General features: G+C 63.0%; 21 protein-coding genes and 1 tRNA gene. 9 read left to right on the forward strand and 13 right to left on the reverse strand.

From position 1 onward, the window contains the following. Position 1: 1 nt before the first annotated feature. Positions 2-1,039, reverse strand: coding sequence for an anthranilate phosphoribosyltransferase (gene trpD, locus BM167_RS10585; protein WP_092892238.1), 1,038 nt, complete (start codon positions 1,037-1,039; stop codon positions 2-4). A gap of 282 nt (positions 1,040-1,321) precedes the next feature. Between trpD and BM167_RS10590 the strand changes: the two genes are divergently transcribed. After that, positions 1,322-1,396, forward strand: a tRNA-Val gene (locus tag BM167_RS10590). Between the two features lie 392 nt (positions 1,397-1,788). Here BM167_RS10590 and BM167_RS10595 read toward each other — a convergent pair. Together BM167_RS10595 and BM167_RS10600 are read right to left on the reverse strand one after the other, a co-directional pair. Further along, entirely contained in the window at positions 1,789-2,616 is an 828-nt protein-coding gene (locus BM167_RS10595) for a hypothetical protein (protein ID WP_143095494.1), read from the reverse strand. 366 nt (positions 2,617-2,982) lie between these two features. Further along, positions 2,983-3,186 (reverse strand): hypothetical protein, encoded by a 204-nt coding sequence (locus BM167_RS10600; protein WP_092892242.1) that lies wholly within the window; start codon positions 3,184-3,186, stop codon positions 2,983-2,985. Between the two features lie 738 nt (positions 3,187-3,924). Here BM167_RS10600 and BM167_RS10605 point away from each other — a divergent pair. Further along, positions 3,925-5,103, forward strand: a complete 1,179-nt coding sequence (locus BM167_RS10605; RefSeq protein ID WP_092893074.1) for an asparaginase — start codon at positions 3,925-3,927, stop codon at positions 5,101-5,103. Between the two features lie 127 nt (positions 5,104-5,230). Here the strand turns inward: BM167_RS10605 and BM167_RS10610 are convergent, their stop codons facing one another. Then, a complete protein-coding gene (locus BM167_RS10610; RefSeq protein ID WP_281244626.1) occupies positions 5,231-5,497 on the reverse strand; it encodes a HalOD1 output domain-containing protein in 267 nt (88 codons plus the stop codon). A gap of 368 nt (positions 5,498-5,865) precedes the next feature. Between BM167_RS10610 and BM167_RS10615 the strand changes: the two genes are divergently transcribed. Continuing rightward, on the forward strand, positions 5,866-6,663 hold the full coding sequence (locus tag BM167_RS10615) for a TrmB family transcriptional regulator (RefSeq protein ID WP_092892246.1): 798 nt from the start codon (positions 5,866-5,868) through the stop codon (positions 6,661-6,663). 263 nt (positions 6,664-6,926) lie between these two features. After that, positions 6,927-8,069 carry a CBS domain-containing protein gene (locus BM167_RS10620; protein ID WP_092892248.1) on the forward strand — a complete coding sequence of 381 codons (1,143 nt, stop codon included), beginning with the start codon at positions 6,927-6,929 and terminating at the stop codon, positions 8,067-8,069. Between the two features lie 34 nt (positions 8,070-8,103). On the opposite strand, the gene BM167_RS10625 is transcribed toward BM167_RS10620, so the two are convergent. Continuing rightward, positions 8,104-8,355, reverse strand: a complete 252-nt coding sequence (locus tag BM167_RS10625) for a hypothetical protein (RefSeq protein WP_092892250.1) — start codon at positions 8,353-8,355, stop codon at positions 8,104-8,106. A 55-nt stretch (positions 8,356-8,410) separates the two neighbouring features. Then, the gene (gene radB / locus BM167_RS10630) at positions 8,411-9,106 is read right to left on the reverse strand and encodes a DNA repair and recombination protein RadB (RefSeq protein WP_092892252.1); all 696 of its coding nucleotides are present in this window, start codon (positions 9,104-9,106) and stop codon (positions 8,411-8,413) included. 108 nt (positions 9,107-9,214) lie between these two features. Between radB and BM167_RS10635 the strand changes: the two genes are divergently transcribed. Further along, entirely contained in the window at positions 9,215-9,964 is a 750-nt protein-coding gene (locus tag BM167_RS10635; protein WP_092892254.1) for a hypothetical protein, read from the forward strand. 46 nt (positions 9,965-10,010) lie between these two features. Here BM167_RS10635 and larC read toward each other — a convergent pair whose 3' ends face one another. Beyond that, positions 10,011-11,390, reverse strand: a complete 1,380-nt coding sequence (gene larC / locus BM167_RS10640; protein WP_092892256.1) for a nickel pincer cofactor biosynthesis protein LarC — start codon at positions 11,388-11,390, stop codon at positions 10,011-10,013. Positions 11,391-11,575: 185 nt separating this feature from the next. Here larC and BM167_RS10645 point away from each other — a divergent pair, with 185 nt between their 5' ends. Next, on the forward strand, positions 11,576-13,801 hold the full coding sequence (locus tag BM167_RS10645; protein WP_092892258.1) for a CDC48 family AAA ATPase: 2,226 nt from the start codon (positions 11,576-11,578) through the stop codon (positions 13,799-13,801). 856 nt (positions 13,802-14,657) lie between these two features. On the opposite strand, the gene phoU is transcribed toward BM167_RS10645, so the two are convergent. The 5 genes from phoU to BM167_RS10675 form a co-directional block, all read right to left on the reverse strand. Then, positions 14,658-15,335 carry a phosphate signaling complex protein PhoU gene (gene phoU / locus BM167_RS10655; protein ID WP_092892262.1) on the reverse strand — a complete coding sequence of 226 codons (678 nt, stop codon included), beginning with the start codon at positions 15,333-15,335 and terminating at the stop codon, positions 14,658-14,660. Between the two features lie 185 nt (positions 15,336-15,520). Continuing rightward, complete coding sequence (pstB, locus tag BM167_RS10660; RefSeq protein WP_092892264.1) at positions 15,521-16,396, reverse strand: phosphate ABC transporter ATP-binding protein PstB; 876 nt, start codon at positions 16,394-16,396, stop codon at positions 15,521-15,523. A gap of 9 nt (positions 16,397-16,405) precedes the next feature. Further along, positions 16,406-18,061 (reverse strand): phosphate ABC transporter permease PstA, encoded by a 1,656-nt coding sequence (gene pstA / locus BM167_RS10665; protein WP_092892266.1) that lies wholly within the window; start codon positions 18,059-18,061, stop codon positions 16,406-16,408. A gap of 1 nt (position 18,062) precedes the next feature. Beyond that, a complete protein-coding gene (gene pstC, locus BM167_RS10670) occupies positions 18,063-19,022 on the reverse strand; it encodes a phosphate ABC transporter permease subunit PstC (protein WP_092892268.1) in 960 nt (319 codons plus the stop codon). 63 nt (positions 19,023-19,085) lie between these two features. Further along, positions 19,086-20,138 (reverse strand): PstS family phosphate ABC transporter substrate-binding protein, encoded by a 1,053-nt coding sequence (locus BM167_RS10675; RefSeq protein WP_092892270.1) that lies wholly within the window; start codon positions 20,136-20,138, stop codon positions 19,086-19,088. A gap of 486 nt (positions 20,139-20,624) precedes the next feature. Between BM167_RS10675 and BM167_RS10680 the strand changes: the two genes are divergently transcribed. Next, the gene (locus BM167_RS10680) at positions 20,625-21,626 is read left to right on the forward strand and encodes a phosphate signaling complex PhoU family protein (RefSeq protein ID WP_092892272.1); all 1,002 of its coding nucleotides are present in this window, start codon (positions 20,625-20,627) and stop codon (positions 21,624-21,626) included. Between the two features lie 98 nt (positions 21,627-21,724). On the opposite strand, the gene BM167_RS10685 is transcribed toward BM167_RS10680, so the two are convergent. Continuing rightward, entirely contained in the window at positions 21,725-22,099 is a 375-nt protein-coding gene (locus BM167_RS10685; RefSeq protein ID WP_092892274.1) for a 30S ribosomal protein S8e, read from the reverse strand. Between the two features lie 132 nt (positions 22,100-22,231). On the opposite strand from BM167_RS10685, the gene BM167_RS10690 reads away from it, so the two are divergent. Together BM167_RS10690 and BM167_RS10695 are read left to right on the forward strand one after the other, a co-directional pair. Further along, complete coding sequence (locus tag BM167_RS10690; protein ID WP_092892276.1) at positions 22,232-22,585, forward strand: HalOD1 output domain-containing protein; 354 nt, start codon at positions 22,232-22,234, stop codon at positions 22,583-22,585. A gap of 48 nt (positions 22,586-22,633) precedes the next feature. Further along, positions 22,634-23,080, forward strand: coding sequence for a DUF2240 family protein (locus BM167_RS10695; protein WP_092892278.1), 447 nt, complete (start codon positions 22,634-22,636; stop codon positions 23,078-23,080). The last annotated feature ends 18 nt before the right edge of the window (positions 23,081-23,098 follow it).

Genomic DNA, 23,098 nt, shown 5'->3' on the forward strand with positions numbered 1-23,098 from the left:
GTTACGCCTCCACCTCGGATTCGGCGTCGGCGTCGTCCGCGTCCGCACGGAGGTCTTCGAGTTTTGCCGCCGCCGCGTCGGAGTCGATGGCCTCGGCGGCGACGTCGACGCCCTCCGCGATGGAGTCTGCGAGTCCGGCGACGTACACCGCCGCGCCCGCGTTCGCGAGGATGATGTCCCGCTTTGGACCCGTCACGTCGCCGCGGACGATGCCGCGCAGGTCCGCCGCGTTCTCTTGGGGGGTGCCGCCGCCGACCGCTTCGACGGGCGCGGAGTCCAGCCCGATATCGACGGGCGAGAGCGTGTACTCCTCGATGGTGTCGCCGTCGACTTCGGCGACCACCGTCTCGTCGTGGAGGGCGATCTCGTCCATGCCGGATCCGTGGACGACGAGGGCGCGTTCGACGTCCATGTGCGAGAGTGCGCGCGCCAGAAGGGGGACGAGGTCGGGGTCGTAGACGCCGACAACCTGCGCTTGCGCGCCCGCGGGGTTCGTCAGGGGGCCGAGGACGTTGAACAGAGTGCGCATGCCGAGTTCCTTTCGCGGGCCGATGACGGCCTTCATCGCGGGGTGAAACACCGGTGCGAGCATGAAGCCGATGCCGTCGCGTTCGATGGCCTCCTCGACGGACGGCGGTTCGGCCTCGACGTTCACGCCCGCGACGTCGAGAACGTCCGCGCTCCCCGACGAGGAGGAGACGGAGTAGTTGCCGTGCTTTGCGACGGCCGCGCCCGCCCCGGAGGCGACTATCGCGCTGGTCGTCGAGACGTTGATGGTGTTGTAGTCGTCGCCGCCGGTGCCGCAGGTGTCGACCAGCGGTTTCCGGTCGGGTTCGATGGTCCGCGCGGCGTCGCGCATCCCCTGTGCGAATCCGGCAATCTCGCTCTCGGTCTCGCCTTTCGATCTGAGCGCCGTCAGAAGCGCACCGATCTGCGCCTCCGTCGCGTCCTCGAAGACGAGGCGTGCGGCCTCGCGAGACTGTTCGAGCGTCAGGTCCTCGCCCTCCGTCGCGCGTTCGATGTAATCCTGAAGCGTCATGTGGTGACCACCGATGTACTGGTTCGGTATACAATGTACAAATTCGTTCATCGGCTTAAGCGTGTCGGAGGTGAAGGGAGGCGGCGAGGAGACGCCAAATTCGTGCGGAACGGTGACGAATCTCGGTGTGAGTTCGAAGCACGGAATCGCCGTCTCGGTCCACCGTGCGGTTCTCGATCGGCGAAATCGGGAGACGGACATCCAATCCGAAACCTTCAATTACGTCCCCGGGATACGAACTAATGCGCTCAGACAGGGCGCGTCAGCACGCACGAACCGGACGGGTTGGTGGTCTAGTCTGGTTATGACACCTCCTTGACATGGAGGAGGCCGGCAGTTCAAATCTGCCCCAACCCATTTTCTGATTCCTCGCAACGACGAGCGAAGCGAGGAGTCCGTGGAATTGAAGACGGTACGGGAGATTTTGAACTCGGGAGCGACGCGAGCAGAGCGACCAAAGTTCAAATCTGCCCCAACCCACTCTCTTATACGTGATATCGGCTGTTTAGTCAATTCTCTTTCAACTAACCACTTCGAGAGTAGGGGGTGGTCGGCGTGAGCCGGACCGTCGAACTGGAGCCCCCCATCTGCGACTTCTGCGGGTGCTACATTACCGACCCGGACCAGCAGTGTCCGGCTCTCGACCACAGGCTCTCCTCGAACACGAGGGGACCTTGAAGAGTGAAATCGTGGTCCGAGCCAACATCCCCGGGCGCGTCTCGCCGCAGTAACGCTCCGCGTCTCTCCTCTCACTCGGACCCACACGCACTCTCCCGAAGCACCCCCACTCCTTCATCGACGTACACATTCGCGTCGGCGAAGGGGTGCGCTTCGACCCAAAACGTCTCCACCTTACCACAGAACCGGTATCGATGCCCGAGAAAGTGCTGGTCACCCATCTGCTCGCGCGGCGGGCCCACTCCCTCGGAGACGTGCCGGACACCCCGAATCTCGCGAATCGACACCTCGTCGTCGGCGCGGAAGTCCCCCCACCGCGTGTCGGCGGCGACGCCTCCGCCGGGGATTTTGAGCTGGTACTCCAGGGGGCCGTTGGCGGCAATCGTCACCGAATACGGCGTGGTGTCGCCGCAGACGGCCGTCACGTTCTCGTCGCCGGTGCGCTCGCCATTCACGTAGACGTGGACGTCGATATCGATATCTGAATCGGCATGCCCGCCCGCGCCACTCGCCGCCTCGGGGTCGGGCTGGACGTCGAGACACATCGGCGCGCCGCCACACCCGACCAAAAACCGGTCGCCCACGTAGATGGGCCCGCCCGCCGTCTCGGGGGTGAGTGTCTCGGTAACCCACTCGCCGACCGCTGTGTCCGCGACTCGGGCGGCCGTCTCATCGTCAGCGCGGAAGTCCCCGCCCGTCCGGTCGGCTTCGAGCGCGCCCGCGACGCTCAACGCGTAGTCGGTAGGCCCGTTCGCGGTAATCGTGAGCGTATGCAGGTCGCCCTCGTCCGTCGTCGCCGACGCAGTCGCCGGGGTAGGCGTCCCCAGACTCCCGAGGACGCCCACACCGACGACACCCTGCCCGAATCGCCGTCGGGTGGGTGTGTGTGTTTGTGGCATGGCCGTAGTGACACGTCAGAGACACATAACGCTCTGGCCATGTAGCGGCGACTGTCGGCTGTGCTGTCTCGTATGCCTTCTGACGGTCAGTTTCTAATCTACTCATAGAACGATGCTAGCAACCACAATCCCCGCGATCACGAGAAGAACGAAGAAAGCTGGGGCCATCACTTTCTCGAAACATCTTAGCCCCATGGGAGCGCCGATATCGCGAAATACCCATCCTCCAGTTTCACTTATCGCGGTACACGAAGGCGGCCTACACCTGCCCTCGGTCACGCAGTCCTCGAGGGAACGGGGAGTCTGTGGTGCCGCGTCACCGACTCGGCCGGGGACTTGCGCTAGGAGACGAACACTCGCGGAGACTCACTCGTCGTCGGCGACGTCCTGCGTCACAGAGCGCTGGGACCGCCGGTCGAAGACGAGACTGGCGACGATGAACCCCAGACTGAAGAGGAGAAGCCCGACGAGGTGCCACATATCCGACGCGGCGACGCCGAGGAGTCCCCCGAGCAGTATCCCGAGACCGATTCCCGCGGCGTACGCGCCCCACAGCGTTTCGTTCACCATCGGTACGCACCACGTCGCACGCGTGTGTTATCGGTCGCTCTCGCGGCGTCGAGCGGTCCCGCCACCGCGTCACCGACGGTTCTCATCGTAGGTCCTCCGGACGTTCGCGAACGTCCGCCGCGGCAGTCCGGCGTTTTCCGGAGGCGACGCCGCCGCGTACGTCACTGCGGTTCAACGTCCGGATTCTGATACGTTCGATGGCTGGTTCAGAGAGCACGGTCACACCTCGCCTTCAGGAGTGTTGTTTTCATCGGTTCGCCAGGGCCCACGTCTCCTAATTCAACTGAGATATTCTGGAGGGGAAGCTCCGGAAAGTCGTCCTCGGCGCTCCCCTTCGGTCCGGGCCGGGCGATTATCACGGCTCTACGGAGGAGAGTAGATACCCGCCGCGACGCCACACCGAGTCACAACAGGACCGAGCACGCGGCGGTCGAACCGCAACATTCTGACAAAGACGGGTGAACGTCTCGATCGCGCGTCGAGACGACAGATCGAACCCGTGTATCATCTCGTGCCGGGCGACGTCGTCCGAAAAGACACGGCATCTGACACAATACACACCATACGTCGTAATATTCTGCCGACAGATTAGAGACGAGGAGAGAAACGAAGGAATACTAGGAACTACGTCACCTGATTAGGGGAATATTTATTTCTGTGACATGACAGCCCGAAAACGCGATGAGAGGAAACGAAGGAGACGGAAGTTCGAAGAAAGACGGAGATACCGGTAGTTTCATGCCGAAAAGGCGAACGTTTCTCAAGCTGACCGGCGCGGTCGGCGGGGGTGGACTGCTGGCGGATTCGAGCGTCGCGAAAACCACCGAGGAGGTTCTCAGCCGGACGGAGACGCCGAGCGTAGAGGAGCAACCGGAGGTGAGAGTGATCGGCACCGGCGGTACCATCGCGAGCACGGAAGGTGCGGCCGACGACGGCGGTTACGACCTCTCGGAACGGGCCGAAGCGATCGTCGGATCGGTTCCGGTTCTGGACGAGTTCGTCGACATCTCCTACGAGCAGGTCGCACAGAAAGGGAGTTCGAGCCTCCTCGTCGAGGACTACGTCAACGTCGCCAAAGCGGCCAGACAGGCCGAACGCGACGGGGCCGACGGCGTGGTCGTCACCCACGGGACCGACGCGATAGAGGAGGACGCCTACTTCAACGACCTCGTTTTGGATCTCGACATCCCGGTCGCGTTCGTCGGGGCACAGCGCGCCGCCGACGCCGTGAGCGCCGATGGTCCGTCGAACCTCGTCACCGCGGCGCGGTTGATAACGCGCCGAGAGTTCCACTTGAAGGACGAGCCAAGCGGCGTGTACGTGGTGTTGAACGAGACAGTCCACGCGGCGCGCGACGTGACGAAGACCCACACGACGAAGCTTGAGACGTTCGACTCTGGACCGGCGGGACCGATTGCGGTCTTCACCGACAACCAACTCGTTCTCTACCGGGACCCCGGAAGCTACTCGGCTGACCTCTCAGACAGCGACCTGGACGCGATGTCGGACCTAACCGTTCCCATCGCCACCACCGGTGCCGGGGCGGACGCCTACCTGATCGAACAGGCCGTCGCGGGGAAGTACGACGTCGACGGAATCGTCATCCAGGCCACGGGCTGGTGGGGTGGAATCGCACCGGAGATGGACGACGCGACGGAGGCGGCGCTCGAGAAGGGCATTCCGGTCGCTCGGAGCACGCGCGTTCACTGGGGGCCGATGAACCCGGGGTACGACCCCGAACCGGATTCGATCGTCGTCATGGCAGACCTGCCGGCGTGGAAAGCCCGCCTCCACGTGATTGCGGCCCTCCCGACGACCGACGGCTTGGGAGATACGGAGACCCAAGAGGCGATTCGAGACACGATAAAAGAGGGCGGCCAGTACGGGAAAGGTACCGTCGCGCCGTCGACGCTCTGACGGTCGTGCGGAATCGGGTCGAAAGAAGCGTCGCGGGGTGACTCCACCGGACGCCGCCCGCGGCGTCTCCCGGAGCGCGAACCCCGCCTCGTCGAGAGGGAGACGGCGGACGGAGCGACTGTCCGCCTCAGTTCTCCGAATCGCTCGGGGCGTCCGCCTCCTCGAGGCGTATTCGTCCGTCGCCGTAGACGACGATGTCACACCCGAGATAGCGGAAGCGAAGTTCCGAGTCCGCACCCACCGCACCGGCGTCCGCGAACGCGTCCAGTACGTCGGGGTCGATAACGTTCGAGAGAGGTTCGATATTCAAGGGGTCCGCGTCCAGACAGTCCGCCACTCGCTCGACCACGGTAACAGAAGTACGGTGATAATAGTTGTCTGTCGGGGAGTTCATCCAAAGTATATCCTCGGTTTCAGGGAGGGTCACCCGGTATACATATCTTTTGGCGGACGTTATCCGATATCTGAGATACTTCGATCGAAACACTAGTTTAAGTTTTCCGACAACAGTTCGGCAAATTGTAAACCCAGGTGCGCTCTTACCTCTCACGAGGTGGGGACTACGGTTCCTCGAGACTATCGTCGGCCGAGGCGGACGCGCCCCTCTCGTGGACGGACGCCTAGTAGAGAGACGAACAACGGTCACGGACGAACCGGATTCGGCCAGAAGGTTAATATATCATGAGTTAAGAGTAAGATATCATGATAGTAATGAATACGAATATGTCTGGGATGCGTGACTCGGAGTGAGGACGGAGCACGATGGTATCGAAGGCTGAGATTACAGAGTCCCTGACCGAGTTGGGTCTCACCGAGTACGAGGCTCGGTGCTACGTGGCCCTGACTCAACTCTCCCGCGGGACCGCAAAGGAAGTAAGCCAGATATCGGACGTCCCCCAGTCTCGGGTGTACGACGTGACCGAACGGTTGCACAAACAGGGACTCATCGATATCCAAGAGTCCGAACCGAGAGCGTTCATCGCGATGCCGCCTTCGGTCGCACTGAAGCGACTCCGACAGGAGTACGACGAACACATCGAGAAGGCGGGCCAAAAGCTGGCGGAACTCCAGTCCAGAGAGACGGACGACGAGGGCGTCTGGAAGATAGCGACCGAAGCGGACGTCGCCCTCCGCGCGCAGATGCTGATCGAAGAGGCCGCAGAGGAGGTGTATCTGTCCGTCGGGGACGGAACTCTCCTCGGCGACGAACTCCTCGACGAACTCGCGGACGCCTGTGGCCGCGGCGTCTCCGTGTTCGTGGAAGTCCCCTCCGAATCCGCCGCCGACCGAGTCGAAACGAGAGTCTCTGACGCGCGGGTTGTCGACTCCCGGGCGCCGTTCCCCGCGGATCAGTCCGACGGTTCGGGGCCCGGTCGGTTGCTGTTGGTCGACCGAGAGGCGGTCCTGTTGAGCGAACTGAGAGAGGGACTGGTTCCCGAAGCCAGAGCGGAGTCCGGCATGTGGGGACGGAGCGTCGGCCACGGACTCGTCGCGTGGTTGCGACCGTTCCTCGTCTCTCGCATCGAAACCCTCGGGTTCGACGACGAGGACGCGTCATAACCCGACGTAGACGGAGTGACGGCGTACGACGTTCTCGACGCCCCGCCGCAGTCTCGTTCGTGACGCTCTCTGACCTGCCTCGATAGCTGATTCACCCGATTTCGTTCGATTTCGCCCGCTCTCGGGGGCGAACCGCCCGATATCCGGCGACGGTCGCTCTCTCGCATCCGTGACAATATATCTCATTTTCAGTATCTAGGGTATTGAGAATGAGACAAAGTTTCAAGACTGAGCGCGGAGTATCCGAAGGTGGAGGACTCGTTATGGATATTACTAATATCGCCACTCCCGATTTCGTGGAAGTCGACGCCGGAAAACGGCTCGGCAAGATTCGTTCGATCTTCGACCGCGAGAAACCGCGGGGTATCATCGTGACGGAAGACGGAGCGTACGCGGGGGTCATCGGCGAGAAGCAACTCGTTCGCTCGCGGATGGAAGACGACACGAAGGCGTCGGCGGTGATGACGTCCGCACCGCGTCTCGACCGCCACGAGGACGTCCGCGAAGCGGCGCGGATGCTCGTCGAGGGCGACACGAAGATTGCCCCGGTGTACGAGGGTGAGAAACTGTACGGAATCGTCACCGGCGACGACATCCTCGAAGCCGTCTTAGAGAGTCTCGACGCCATCACCGTCGAGGACATCTACACCGAAGACGTGGTGAGCGTCGGCGAGAAAGCCCACGTCGGACAGGCCATAAACCGCCTCCGAGAACACGGCGTCTCTCGGCTTCCGGTCGTCGACGAACGCGGTGACCTCGAAGGCATCCTGACGACGCACGACATCATCGACTTCGTCGTACGCGACGACAGGCGACAGGGGCGCGGTGACCGACGGGGCGACTTAGACCGGATGCTCGACCTGCCGGTGTACGACCTGATGAGCGCACCCGTCATCACCGCGCAACCGGGCGAACTGGTCCGCGACGTGGTCTCCCGGATGTTCGAAAGCGAGATCTCGGGACTCGTCGTGACGCCGACGGACACCGAGAACGAAGTCTCGGGCATCGTCACGAAGACGGACGTGCTCAGAGCGCTCACCTTCACCGAGGAACAACAGATGGACGTTCAGATAACGAACATCGACCTCTTGGAGGCTCTGACGCGCGAGGACATCGTCGCGGACATCACGAGCGTCGTGGACAAATACCAGAAGATGCAGGTCCACCACGCTCACGTCCGCTTCCACGAACACAAAGAGAAACTCCGCGGTACGCCCCTCATCCAGTGCCAGATTCGCCTCCGCACGAGTCACGGCCAACTGGCGGGGAGTGGCGAAGGATACGGCTCCGAACACGCCTTCCACGTCGCACTCGACAAACTCGAACGGAACGTCCTCGAGAAGAAAGGCGTCAACGCCGACGAGAAATACCGCGGCCAACTCGTCCGCAAACTCGGCGACCTCTGAGAGAGGCGACCGTCGCGCCCGAACAGGTCTTTTTTCAGTCCGACGATGCGAGCGTCGGTTTCGCCGCCGACCGAACGGTTCGGACCGTCGGTGCGTCGTCGCCGGTCGTCCACGAGACGTCGAACGAGGCGTCTATCTCGACGATGCGGTCACAGGGAACGCACTGGTAGACGGCGAACTCGCCGCCCATCCGCGGTCCGTCGGAGACGGACGCGCCCGCGGGCGCGCCGCACGTCGGACAGACCGGTCGCTCTCCGCCTACTTCTCTCCGGGTCATCGAAGACATACTAGACGGACGCGTTCCGAGGAGATAACCGTATCTCGCCGGGGCCGGAGCGCTCTCAGACCTCCGCCATCTCCAGTCCGGCGTCGGTGATTCTGAACGTGACGGTCTCTCCGGCGGGTTTCGCGCGGTGTTTCTCCAAGGTGGCGCGCCGGTTCCCGCCGCGGAAGCGGTCGAGGCGGACGACGGCCCCCGTCCAGTGTTCGAGGGTGTGGCCGCCGAGCGCTTTCGCTCGGTCGGTGTCGGGGTCGGTGAACACCTGATTCGTGACGACCACCGCGAGGTCGTGTTTCCGCGCGAGAGAGAGCAGATGCGTCACCTGTCGGGCGACTCGACGAAGCGACTCGCCGCCGTCGCCCTCGGCGGTGCGTTCGAGGCGGTAGAAGCCGGTCGCACTGTCGAGGACGACCAAGTCCGCCTGCTCTGCGAACTCGGCGGTGTCGCGGACGGCCTCCTCTTGTTCTTCGAAGTCGTGCGCCTCGGAGATGATGAGTCGGGAGGTGACCTCCTCTACGGACTGGTCGTCTCCGGCGGCGTGTTCCGCGAGTTGACGGAAGCGGTCTATCGACAGGCCCTCGGTGTCGATGTAGACGACGGTCCCCCCCGCGGCCGCCGCGCGCACGGCCGCCGAGAGCGCGACGTTCGTCTTCCCCGCGGCAGGCGCCCCGTACACCTGCGTGACGGTGCCGCGTTCGAACCCGCCCCCGAGCAGGTCGTCCAGTTCGCGACACCCGGTGGTGAGTGCTTCGGACACGGGATGACGTGAGAGTCGTCTGCCGAAAAAGCCCCCGGTCCGGCGTTCTCCCGCCCCGCGTCGGCGGGGCGCGACACGTTTTACACCTCCGACGGCGAATCAGACGCCGTGATAGTCGTCGCTACCGCAGATTTCGAACTCTACCACGACGTGGTCGGGGAACTCCGCGACCGAGGAGTCTCGTTCACCACCGTCGAACCGGACGGGGAGTTGCCCGATGGCACGGAGGTGGTCATCGTCTCGCCGACGGACGATATTTCGGTTCCGGCGGACGCGGAGACGGTCGTCGCCGCGTCCGACGAGGCCCGAACGGCGGTCGAAGAGGCCGTCGCGGTGCTTCGCGGCGACGGCGGGCGGACCGTCGTCGGCGTCGACCCCGGCACCCGGCCGGGCGTCGCGGTTCTCGTCGGTGAGACGGTGGTCTCTGCGTTTCACGTCCCACTCGCGGACGCGGTTGAGACGGTTCGCCGCGAAGTCGAAGACGCTCCGGACGCCGTCGTCAGAGTCGGCGACGGCGCGCGCATCCAAGGGGCGACCATCGTCAACGAACTCGAAGACGTGACTGTCGAACTCGTCGACGAGACGGGGACGACGCCGTATCTCGGCACCGGCGCACGGGGGATGGGCGACGTCCTCGCGGCGGTCAACATCGCCCGGCGGACGGGCTCTGTCGTCGATTCCCGCGACGTCGAACCGACGGCGGGCGAACTCCAGCGAATCAAAGACCGCTCTCGACACGAGTCCGACGACAACCGCACCATAGACGAGGGACTCGCCCGCCGGGTGGCCGCGGGCGAACTGACCGTCCAAGAGGCACTCGACGAGCATCGGGTCCGCAGAGATTCGTCCGAGAAGTGAGAAGAGACGCGCGGCGGAGCGACTGAAACCCGGGGCAGAACGCCCGCTAGTCGCGGACGGCGGACTCGGCGCGGCGCATGACCTCTCGGACCGGGAGGCCAGTCTCGCGGGCGACTGCGAGGGCGTCGTCGTACTCGGGGCTGTAATCGTACGCTTCGCCCGTCTCGTCGGAGGCGACTTTCACCGCCACGTCGTGCGCGTCGCCGTCGATATCGAGCGTCGCCGTCCGGAACTCGCGGGCGGCGACCCACCGGTGTCCGGCCCCGTGTTCGCGGATTCCCAACGTCCCCGTCTCGACGGCGAGTCGGTGCGCGACGCGTTCTGCGTCCTCCGGTCGGACGACGACTTTCACGAGGTGGCCGGGACGGGACTTTTTCATCGTCGCGGGCAGGACGGTCACGTCCCGCGCGCCCGCCTCCGTCAGCGACTCCTGCAGACCGCCGAGGAGTTCCGGCGTCGCGTCGTCGACGTTGGTCTCTAAGACGGTTATCTCGTCGCGCGCGAGGCGTCCGGAACCGTCGCCGACGAGGGCCCGGAGGACGTTCGGGTGGTCCGGGAACTCCCACCCGCCCGCGCCGTACCCCGAGGAATCGACGGTGAGGGGCGGCAACGAATCGACGCTCTCGGCGAAGTGCGCGAGGATGGCCGCGCCCGTCGGCGTGAGCAGTTCCGCCTCCACGGGGCCGCCTTTCATCGCCCAGTCGGCGCGTTCGGCGACTTCGACCACCGCGGGCGCGGGCACGGGGTACGTTCCGTGACTCATCGTCGTCTCGCCGCCTCCGGCCGCGACGGGCGTCGTCACCACGCGTTCGACGCCGAGGTCGGAGACGAGAAGGCACGCGCCGACCACGTCGGCGATGGCGTCGTCCGCGCCGACTTCGTGAAAGTGCGTCTCGTCTATCTCCGTGCCGTGGACCGACGCCTCCGCCTCGCCCAAGATTCGGAACACCGCCTTCGCGTCCGACTCGACGCCCGAAGGCAGGTCCATCGACTCGACGAGTTCGACGACGTCGGCGTAGGAACGGTGCGGGCCGTGCCCCTCCGCGGGCGTCTCTTCGCCGTGGTCGTGGTCGTGGGAGTCGTCGCCGTGACGGTGGTGACCGTGAGCGTCGCTATCGTCGTGAGTGTGATCGTGGGAGTCGTCGCCGTGATGGTGGTGATCGTGGGCGTCATCACCGTCGTGAGTGTGACCGTGAGCGTCCCCGTCGTTGTGGGTGTGGTCGTCTCCCTCCTCGCTACCGTCGACGAGGACGCGGACGTTCGTGGCGGCGATGCCGTTCTTCTCGGCGACGCCGACGTTGTACCGAACGTCGAGTGCCTCCTCGACCACAGAGAGGACGGACCGGTCGGCACCGGCGGCGAGCAGAGAGCCAAGAATCATGTCACCGCTCGCACCCATCCGCCCGTCGAACGCGAGTGTACGCATGTCCGAACGGAGGCGTCGAGTCGTGAAAACCGTGCGGTATTCGGTGTCGGAGTCGGTAGGGATTAGTAGCCCCGCGGCGTACTGTGCCAGTAAGTGTCACGAGAGAGTTTTGCGGCGCTACCAGCGGTCAGGGAAGCACTTAACACTCGTCGTGACCGAACCCGAGGCATCCCCGCGAGACAATCATGAACGAAGTTCAACTAGAAGTGGCGAAGGCGTACCCGAACGACTCGGGCCGCGGTATCGCCCGTCTTGACCCAGACACGCTGCTCCATCTGAAGCTCTCACCGGGCGACATCATCGAGATAGAAGGCGGTGAGACCACCGCGGCGAAGGTGTGGCGCGCAGACCGGCAAGACTGGAACACCGATACGGTTCGCATCGACGGATTCACCCGTCAGAACGCCGACGTCGGCATCGGCGAACGGGTAACCATCCGAAAGGCCGAAGCGAAGAAAGCGGAGAAACTCGTGTTGGCCCCGCCCGAGGAGGCGAGCGTCCAGTTCGGTTCCGACGCCGCCGGGATGGTCAAGCGACAGATTCTGAAACGACCCGTCGTCGAACGCGACATCGTCCCGGTGATGTCCTCGACGAACCACCCGTTCATGCGGTCGCCCGGACAGGCGATTCCGCTCATCGCCGTCGAAACCGACCCCGAGGGCGTCTGTCTCGTCACCGAGGACACCGAGGTGGAACTCCGCGAGGAACCCATCTCCGGATTCGAGAAGACGGGCGGCGGAATCACCTACGAGGACATCGGCGGCCTGCAAAACGAGATTCAGCGCGTCCGGGAGATGGTCGAACTCCCGATGAAGCACCCCCAGATATTCAAGAAACTCGGCATCGAACCGCCGCAGGGTGTGCTTCTCCACGGCCCGCCGGGGACGGGGAAGACGCTTCTGGCGAAGGCCGTCGCGAACGAAACCTCTGCGAGTTTCTTCTCTATCGCGGGTCCCGAGATCATCTCGAAGTACTACGGCGAGTCCGAACAGCAGCTCCGCGAGATATTCGAGGACGCAAAAGAGGAGTCTCCCTCTATCATCTTCATCGACGAACTGGACTCCATCGCGCCCAAGCGCGAAGACGTGACCGGCGAGGTGGAACGCCGCGTCGTCGCCCAACTCCTGACGATGATGGACGGGTTGGAGACGCGCGGGCAGGTCATCGTCATCGCGGCGACGAACCGCGTCGACTCCGTCGACCCGGCGCTTCGCCGCCCCGGCCGGTTCGACCGCGAAATCGAAATCGGCGTCCCCGACGAGACGGGGCGCAAAGAGGTCCTGCAGATTCACACCCGCGGGATGCCCCTCTCCGACGACGTCTCTCTGGACCACCTCGCCGACGAGACGCACGGCTTCGTCGGCGCGGACATCGAAGCCCTGACGAAAGAGGCCGCGATGAAGGCGCTCCGGCGCTACCTCCCCGAGATAGACTTAGACGAAGAGGACATCCCGCCGAGCCTCATCGACCGGATGATAGTGAAGCGACAGGACTTCGAGGGCGCACTCAACGAGGTGGAACCCTCGGCGATGCGCGAAGTCCTCGTCGAACTCCCGAAGATAACGTGGGACGACGTCGGCGGACTCGAAGACCCGAAACAGAAGGTCAAAGAGAGCGTCGAGTGGCCTCTCACGTCTCGCGGTAAGTTCGAGCGTATGGGCATCGACCCGCCGAAAGGCGTCCTGTTGTACGGGCCGCCCGGGACGGGGAAGACGCTCATCGCGAAAGCCGTCGCCAACGAGACGAACGCGAACTTCATCTCGGTGCGCGGCCCGCAACTGCTGTCGAAGTGGGTCGGCGAGTCCGAGAAGGCCATCCGCCAGACGTTCCGGAAGGCCCGGCAGGTGTCGCCGACGATAATCTTCTTCGACGAACTCGACAGCCTCGCGCCCAGTCGGGGCAACGACATGGGCAACAACGTCTCCGAACGCGTCGTCAACCAACTCCTGACCGAACTCGACGGACTCGAAGAGAACGGCGACGTGATGGTCATCGGCGCGACGAACCGACCGGACATGATAGACCCCGCGCTCATCCGCTCGGGTCGCTTCGACCGGTTGGTGCTCATCGGCGAACCCGAAGAGGAGGGCCGCGAGCAGATTCTCAAGATTCACACCCGAGAGAGTCCGCTCGCGCCCGACGTGAGCCTGCGCGAGATAGCCGAGATAACCGACGGCTACGTCGGGTCGGACCTCGAATCCATCGCCCGGGAGGCGGCCATAGAGGCCCTCCGCGAGGACGACGACGCGGTGGAGATAGAGATGCGGCACTTCCGGAAGGCGATGGAGTCCGTGCGCCCGACCATCACCGAGGACCTGATGAACTACTACGAGCAGATGCAAGACCAGTTCAAAGGCGGCGGCAGCGACCAACTCGGCGAACGCCGGGACGGTCGTATCGGCTTCCAATAACCCACTTTTTTCGAGGGGGTACGAAGCACCCCCTCGAAAAACCTGGAGGAAAAAAGGCCGCACCTCACTCACTTCGTTCGCTCGGTGCGGTACAGTTTCGTCGTTTTACGCATTGTCCGTCGGCGCAGAGACGACATGCATATTCACACGCTGTGCCAACCGATTCGGACCGGACGGTTTCAACCAATCTCCCTAAAGAGGACACGAGAGTCGGCCTGTAGGATGAGCTACGGGAAGTCAAATCTGTTGAATAATTGGGTGTGTAGTAGATACTGTCAAATATATTTTGAGCTAGATCTGTTGACTAGGAGGAAGAGTATAGACACGAGAGAACAGAAAAAAGTCGCAGAGATAAGATACGCTCTCAGAAAGGAACCGGATAGCTCGAAGCGTGGGAACATGCCGATCTGGTTCCCGATGAAGAGGACCGTAAATGTGCCCGGAATCATGACTAGGAAAAGCATTAAAATTGACTCGACTTCATTGCGTGTGACTCTCATATCGTCTGCCCTTGAAGATGCCACGCAGAGAGTTATTTGTTGTCTCATACTGGTTACTGTTTTAGTTAGTTGAGTAAGTAGCGCTGTCGTAAGTCCGATCAATTTGACGCTTTTAATAACGGGTTGTCAGTAAGTCGAAGGACTTTGTTTACCGGCTCACCGCATCAGTCACAGAGCGGTCAAGAGAGACCAAATAGAACCCTCTACGCCGGCGAGAGGTTGTTGCGGTCGGACACCGGACTGTACCGCGAGACGATGCCATCGGCCGAGTCTCGCGGAACTTTTTGGTCCAGATTTTTGGAGGGGGTTCGAGCGCGCCGGAGGCGCGCGAGGACCCTCTCGAAAAAGGTGGGGGTCTAGTACAAGAGTTCGTCGTCGTCTTCGATCATGTACAGAGACCGCGCGGCGATGTTGACCGCGTGGTCGCCGACCCGTTCGAGGTCGCGGATAGTGAGGAGGAGTCTGGAGACGTCCTCCATGTAGTCCTCGGAGTCGAGGTTGTCGTCGGAGAAGGGGTCCGACTCGATGAGGTCACGGACGACGATTTCGCTCGCGACCTCGCACATCGAGTCCAACTCGTCGTCGCGTTCGGCCACCTCGTAGCAGAGTTCGGTCTCCTCGTCGGCGTACGCCTCCATCGCGGCGTCCAACATCTCCATCGTCACCTCACCCAACTGCTGGACGTTGACCTCGGGGAACAGGTCGCGGTCCGCAGAGAGCGTGTAGTCCGCGAGGTTGACCGCGAGGTCGCCGATGCGTTCGAGGTCGGTGATGATCTTGAACGACGCGGCGATAAACCGGAGGTCGGAGGCGACCGGTTGCTGGAGTGCGATGAGGTCGATGCAGTCCTGTTCGAGGTCGAGATACAGACGGTTCACCTCGTCGTCGCCGTCTATGACCTCTTGTGCCAACTCGTTGTCCTTCTGTTCTAACGCGCGGAGTCCCATCCGGAGGCGGTCCGCGACGATTTCGCTCAAGTAGAGAACGTCGTCGCGGAGAGACTGGAGGGACGCCTGATATCCTTGTCGCGGCATATCGGTGAGAAGACGAGGGAAAGGAATAAGGGTGTCGCATATAGACGTATTTAGAACTATATATCCGTGTCTGTCCGAGCCCCCGGGTACGTATTCGACGGGCGCGATAGGGTCCTTCGGCGGGCAGAAAGAAGCCAGAAGAAGACGGATTCTCGTGCGTCGGTCCGGTGCGAAACGGCGTCGGATTACCCGAACTTGCCGGTGATGTAGTCTTCGACGCGTTGGCTCTCGGGGTTCTCGAATATCTTCTGCGTGTCGTCGAACTCCACGAGTTCGCCGCCGGTCAGGAAGACGGCCGTCTGGTCGGAGATTCGCGCGGCCTGTTGCATGTTGTGGGTGACGATGATGACGGTGTAGTCCTCTGCGAGTTCCTCGATGAGGTCCTCTATCTGGGAGGTCGCGACGGGGTCGAGCGCGGAGGCGGGTTCGTCCATCAGGAGGACTTCCGGGTCCGGGGCGATGGCGCGCGCGATGCAGAGACGCTGTTGTTGCCCGCCCGAGAGTTCGAGACCCGACTCGTCTAAGCGGCCGTTCACCTCGTCCCAAAGCGCCGCGCGCTTCAGCGATTCCTCGACGATCTGGTCGTAGTCGCCGCCTTTGTCCTGTATTTCGAGGCCGTAGACGACGTTGTCGTAGATGGATTTCGGGAACGGGTTCGGCTTCTGGAACACCATCCCGACCCGGCGGCGAAGCGCCACCGGATCGACATCGGCGTCGTAGACGTTCTTCCCGCGGAGAGAGAGCGTCCCTTCGACGCGAGCGCTGTCTATGAGGTCGTTCATCCGGTTGATACACCGGAGGAACGTCGATTTCCCACAGCCCGACGGACCGACCATCGCGGTGACGCTGTTTTCGGGAATCTCCATCGTGATATCGTTCAGCGCCTGATCGTTGTCGTACCAGACGTTGATATCCTCCGCGCGGACGATGGTGTCTCGACGCGTCGTCGATTGGCTCGAACCGACGCTGTCGCTTATGTCGGTCTCGACGAGCATGTCGTCGTTCGTCGGGTCGTCTTCACCCCTCGAACCGAAGTCCGTCTCTGTGTCTTCCTGGCTCATGGTTTGAAATTAGGTTTCGCTCTCATACTTGTTCCGGAGGACGATCGCGACGGAGTTCATCGCGAGCAGCACGGCGAGCAACACGACGACGCCCGCCGGAACCGCCTTCGTGTAGAAGTCTTCGCTGGCGAACAGGCTCGACCACGCGTACACCTGAAGCGGCATCGCACTCACCTTCGAGGTGAGGTCGGTCGGCAGATTGAACAGGACGTTCGGCGCGCCGATCATGATGAGCGGTGCCGTCTCGCCTATCGCGCGCCCGAGTGCGAGGATGGTTCCGGTGAGGATACCGGGGAACGCCTCCGGCAAGACGACGTTTTTGACCGTCTGCCACCGCGTCGCACCCATCCCGTAGGACGCCTGCCGCATGTCCGAGGGGACCGACCGGATGGCCTCCCGCGAGGAGATGATGACGATGGGAAGGATGAGCAACGCGAGCGTCGCGCCGCCGATGAGGACCGTCCCGGTCGGCCGATTGAAGTAGGTGACGAACACCCCGAGTCCGAGCAGTCCGTAGACGACCGAGGGGACGCCCGCGAGGTTCGAGATGTTGACGTCGATGAACCGAGTGAACGCGTTGTTCGGCGCGTACTCTTCGAGATACACCGCCGCGCCCACGCCGAGCGGGAACGACAGCGCGGCGACCGTACACATAAGCAGTATCGAGCCGCCGATGGCCGGGTAGAGGCCAGCGTTCTCGGCGTTTCCGCTGTGGGAACTCGTGAGGAACTGCCAGTCGACCCACGACTGCGGCCCCGCAAAGCCGAGTGCGTTGACGGCCGCGGCACCCGCGAGTGTCCCGACGACGACGACGGCGGCGAACAACAGTCCGAGCCTGTCCTCGTCTCGGGTGAGCGCTGCCCCGCCGGCGTACGTCGCGGTCGGAACCAACGCGACGCCGGCGACGATGACGGTGGAGATTGGGTCTACACCCACCAACGGACCGACCGCACCTCCCGCCGCCGTCGCGGCGAGGGCGGCGATACCCGCGAGCGCACCCGTTCTCGCGTCACGGATGCCAGCGACGTACCGGCCGACGACGACGGCTAACACCGACCCGAGGACGAGTGCGACCATCACCCAACCGAGCGGGACGAACGGCGCCGACTGGACGAGTTCGGCGACGCTCGGGAGGAGGGACGGAACTCCGAGCGCGGACCCGACGGGGCCCGGAAGGCCGAAAAGCGAGAGGTAAAACAGCGCGGCAGTCAGGACGAGCCGGGACGTAAAGGAGACGTGTCGGTCCTGACTCGTGAGAGCGACGACGAGCACGGCGGGGAGAAACAGCGCGACGGCAAAGGAGAAGCCGACCAACGGCGGGATGATGTCCACGAAGATGATGGCGACGCCGCCGCTGAACATCAGCGTGACGACGAGCATACCGACGACCATCGCGCCGAGTTTGAACGCCGATAGTCGGCGGGAGGCGAGATAGCCCCCGACGACCGTCGCCGGAAGCACGAGCGTCGCGAAGAAGACGAGATACCAGCCGGGGTCGGCGGTGAGCGGTTGTATCGCGTCGTTTGCGACGTAGACGAGGAGGACGCCGAGCGTGACGATGCCGAACATCGTCGCGGCCATCAGGAGGTACCGGAAGACGGTGCCGACCGTCCGGCTCACTTGCCCGAAGCTCTCTACCTGCCCGGATTCGCTTTCGGTTGCCATCTCAGTACTCCTCCCGGTAGCGTTGTGCGACGATGTCGCTTATGAGGTTCATGACAAGCGTGATAACGAAGAGGACGAGGCCGATGGCGAACAGACTGCGGTAGGCGAGTCCGCCGCCCGTGATGTCGCCCGTGAGCAACTGGACCATCGCGGCCGTCATCGGAAGCGCGCCTTCGAGGAACGACGCGGGGTTGAGCGGGTTGAGGAACTTCGCTTGCGACCCCGCGGCGACGGTGACGGCCATCGTCTCGCCGATGGCCCGCGAGAGCGCGAGGATGAAAGAAGAAAAGATGCCAGAGAGGGCGGCGGGGACGACGACTCCCGTCGAGACGTCGAACTTCGTCGCACCCATCCCGTAGCCCGCCTGCCGGAGTTCGTCCGGGACCGCGGACATCGCGTCCTCGCTGATGGACGCGACCATCGGGATGATCATGATTCCGACGACGATACTCGCAGACAGGAGGTTGAACGTCCCGATACTGGGCAGTACGACCTCCAGTGCGGGCGTGATGTAGATGAGCGCAAAGAAGCCGTAGACGACCGTCGGGACGCCAGCGAGGATTTCGAGCGCGGGCTTGAGTACCGACCGCGCCTGCTTGCTCGCGTACTCGCTGAGGTAGATCGCGGTCGCCACACCCAGCGGAAGGGCGATAATCGCCGAGCCGATGGTTATCAGGAGCGTCGCCGAGACGAGCGCCAACACGCCGAACTCCTGGCTGTTTATCTGCCACGTCGTGCCCGTCAGGAACTCGACTATCGACGCGGTTTGGCCCTCGATTCCCATAAGCGGCGCCGTGATGGTGAAGAACTTCGCCGCCTCGGTGACGAGGAGAGCGACGATACTGACGGTCGTCACGACGGAAAGCGCCGCACAGAGGAAGAAGAACGACCGTGTCAGCAACTCGCGCGGCGAGTTTTCGGTCTGCCGCGTGAGGTCCGATTCTAAGTCATCCGTGCTCATTGTGTGGTATGTCTCGTGGGTTATGAAAAAACGCTTCGTTACCTGATTTTCCCTCGTGAGCCCTTAGTTCGCCTCTTCGATGGCGGATTCGAGCTTGTCCATCATCTCGGTTTGCTCGTCCTCCGAGAGGGGAACGTAGCCGACTTCGTTCGCGACGATCTCTCTGCTCGTGGCGTTCTCGATCCAGAACTTCGCGAACTCGGCGATGTGGTTCTCCGCGAGAGCGGACTTTGCGGCGTAGGTAAAGAGCGGACGCGACAGGGGCGTGTACTTCCCTTCGAGTGCGTTATCGAGCGACGGTTCGACGTACTCGCCGTCGCCGTCGGAGATTGGGACGGCCTGCACGGAGTCTTGGTTCTCGCTGTAGTAGGCGAAGCCGAGATATCCGATGGCGTACTCCGACCCCTGGACGCCCTGCACGATGGTGCGGTCCTGTTCTGTCGCGGAGTAATCCTGGCGGTGACCCGGCCCCTCCTCGCCGAGGATTGCCTCTATGAAGTAGTCGTACGTCCCCGACGCGTCAGAGGGGCCGTACAGTTCGAGGGGTTCGTCGGGCCACTCGGAGTTGATGTCGGCCCACGTCTCGGGCGGACTCTCGGCGGACCAGATCTGATTTAGCTGTTCGACGGTGAGACCGTCCCCAATCCAGTCGTTGTCGTTGTTGACGATGACAGTCAGCGCGTCCGTCGCGACTTTCACTTCGACGGGTTCGACGTCGTTCGAGGAACACTGCTGTTCCTCCTCGCCCTTGATGGGGCGCGACGCGTTGTTGAACTGCGTCTGTCCGGTACAGAAGTAGTTCGCGAACCCGCCACCGGACCCGGTGGACTGGATGTTGACGCTGACCTCGGAGTGTTGACTCTGGAACCGTTCCGCCATCGCCGTCGCAAGCGGGAACACGGTGGACGAACCCGCGATGTCCACGTCGCCCGAGAGCGTCTGGCTCTCGGTCGAATCGCCGCCGGAGCCGGTGGACCCGCCGCCGGAGTCGGTAGACCCGCCGGAGTCGGTGTTTTCGGTACAGCCAGCCAACCCGGCGACGCCCGCCGCACCGGCACCGACGATAAACTTTCGACGTGAGAGGCTCGCTCCCGTTCGCTCGCTTTGGCGCGTCATCACCTCTGAATATCGCGAGACAGACTAAAACCCCTGCTAATATAACTATATAGACCACATATCTCTTCATAGCCGTCTCTCCGACATCTCGGGACTGACAGAAGTACGTTAGTTCTAAACTGCTGGTTCCTTCATATACCCAATATCGGCGGTTTTGAGGTCCTTCAGTCAAACTCAGATTTAGTAAGGATGAAATAGTTCATATTATAATACATATCCGGGGTCGGGTTGTGCGAAGAGTTACCGAGCCGTTCGATTTGTCGGGGTGATTGTATATAGGACTACGGTGAGGAGGCGCCAGAGCCGGTGTACTCGCTCGAATCTGTGGCTATGGAGGATCCACCTCGTCGGCGCATCGGCGGCGTAGCGTCCATAGAAGCCGTACTTGGGACCGTGTCACGTCCACACGGAACGTCACAAGAGGAACGTATGCAAGTATATAGATGAACGACCAGGTTTATGTTCCATTCCGTCACACACTCTCGTATGGTCGAAACCCGGAAGGTGCAGGTGACTGGCGGGTCGACGTTTACGGTATCCATCCCGAAAGACTGGGCGACGGCGAACGGCATCTCCGCGGGGAGCGAAGTGGAGTTCTACCCCGAGCAGGATTCGCTGTTTCTCACCCCGCGAACCGAGGAAGAACGGACGGAGGGGACGCTCGACATCACGAACTTAGAGAGCGACGAACTCATGCGCGCGGTGATGACGATGTACGTCAGCGGGTTCGACATCATCGGGTTAGAGAGCGGTCGCATCACCACCGACCAACGGCGGACCATCCGCGAGGCGACGCAGAGTCTCGTCGGACTGGAGGTTCTCGAAGAGACGCGCGACAGAGTGGTCATCCGCGACCTGTTGGACTCGTCGGAACTGTCCATCCACAACGCGGTGACCCGGATGCGCCTCATCGCACTGTCGATGCTCGAAGACGCCATCGAAGCCCTCACCGAACTCGACGAGGACATGGCGCTCGACGTCATCCAACGGGACGACGACGTGGACCGCCTCTGGATGGTCGTCTCGCGAATCTTCCGCACGACGCTCCGGACGCCGAAGGCGGCGGAGGAACTCGGCCTTCCGCGGGAGGTGTGTTTCGACTACCAGTCGGCGGCCCGGCAACTCGAACGCGTCGCGGACCACGCGACGAAGATAGCCCACCTCACGCTGAAAATCGAAGAGCCCGTCCCAGATGACGTCGCAGAGGCGTTACGGGAACTGTACACCGAGGCCACCAAAGTCGTCGACGACGGGATGGACGCGCTCTTCACCGAGGAGAGTTCCGAAGCGACCCGACTCGCCAACGAGGCGCGCGAGTCGGTCCAAGCCATCGACGAACGCGCCCGCGCCATCGACGAACTCCTCCGAGAACTGGACCCCGCGCGCGCGCAACTGCTCGGACTCATCGTCGACTCCGTCTCTCGGAGCGCCGACTACGGCGGCAACATCGCGGAGACGGCGCTTCAGAAGGCCGCACCGACGCCCTGACCGCGCGGCGCGCCTCGGCGAAATCGACGCCGACGGAATCGACGGCCGCGGCGCTTTCGGACGCGAACGTCGGAAAACGGTGAGTCGCTCGAACGCGGTTACTCGTCGACGAGGACGGCGTTGACCTGACCGTCCTGACCGGGACGGGAGGTCACTCGGGCGCGACCGGCGCTGGTTTCGAGGATGGCGCCTTTCGTGATGATGTTCCGCCGGATGTAGTTGATGTTCGCCGGGTTGTCGACGACGTTCTCGATTTCGGCTTCCGTGACCTCGTCGCCGTCTGCGACCTGTGCGACGTTGGTCGAGAGCGCGCGAATCTTCTTTTGGTTGCCGCGGGAGTCGACGACGCGGAACCGGGGTTCGCCGACGGTCGTCTCCGTCGGTTCGCGACCGAGTTGGTGGCGCTTCTTGTTGCTCGAGCGCCGAAGTCGGCCCCCGGTGCGCTTTCGCTTCGAGCGTCCTTGGTCCTTCATACGCGGTGAAAAGTCCCGGTACCTACTTGAATCGCTCGAATCGAGTCCGGTCGCTTCCGTTCTCGCCCGTCCGCGTATCAGATGAGATATCGCACGAGAATTTTTAAATTACGTGAACGTCTACGTACGATCATGGCTTCAAACGCCGGCTCGGACCCGGACAGCCGGTTCCGTCGGGTCGAGGTGACGCGCAGTTCGGACGAACACCTCGCGACGACGGTAGTGTACGCGCTCTCGGAAGCGCTCGACCGCAACCCGAACGACCTGCCGGTCGAACTGAATCAGGTCGTCGACCCGGACGCTCTCGAACGAGTCTTCGAAGAGCGCGGCGAGACGCCACGGGGGCCCGGCCGCCTCGTCTTCGAAATCGCCGACTGTGAGGTCACGGTCACCTCCTCCGGTCGCGTCACCGTCGTCCCCATCCCGCCGACTGCGGGCGTCGCGAACGCGGAGACGGACCAAAGCGACGAGACGACAGTCGACTGAGTCGCCCGAACCGAGAACTCCTTGTCGGTCGCTTTCGCACAGGGAACCATGAGCCTCGAGGTGGCCGTCGCGGTGCCGTTCAAGCAGCGAGGGACAGACCGGTTGGGCGAAGGCGAGTTCGTGGTCGCGCTCTCTCTGGACAGAGACTGGTTCTCGCCCGACCAAGCGAAGCGACTCATCGACGTCGCCGCCGGCCGGGGACTCCTCGCGCGCGAGGACGGAGACGTCGTCGCCTCCTTCGACCCCGCGACGGTGACCGTCCCCGAGGAGTACGAACCCGACGAGTCGATTCTGCGCGAACAGTCGGCGTTCGAACGCATCCTCGACTCCCTGGTCGCCGCCGGACACGACAAACAGGAGGTCGTCGCCGCGGTGAACGAACTCCAGCGAGAACTCGCCGTCAGCGTCGAAGCCGCCGCCGCGGTGTACGCAAAGCGTCGCGGCGTGGACGTGAGCGACGCCGCGTCGAAGGCGACGCGCGAACTGGGCGACTGAGAGCGTCGCCTCGATGAA

It is taken from the genome of Halopelagius inordinatus, assembly GCF_900113245.1.
Taxonomy (GTDB): domain Archaea; phylum Halobacteriota; class Halobacteria; order Halobacteriales; family Haloferacaceae; genus Halopelagius; species Halopelagius inordinatus.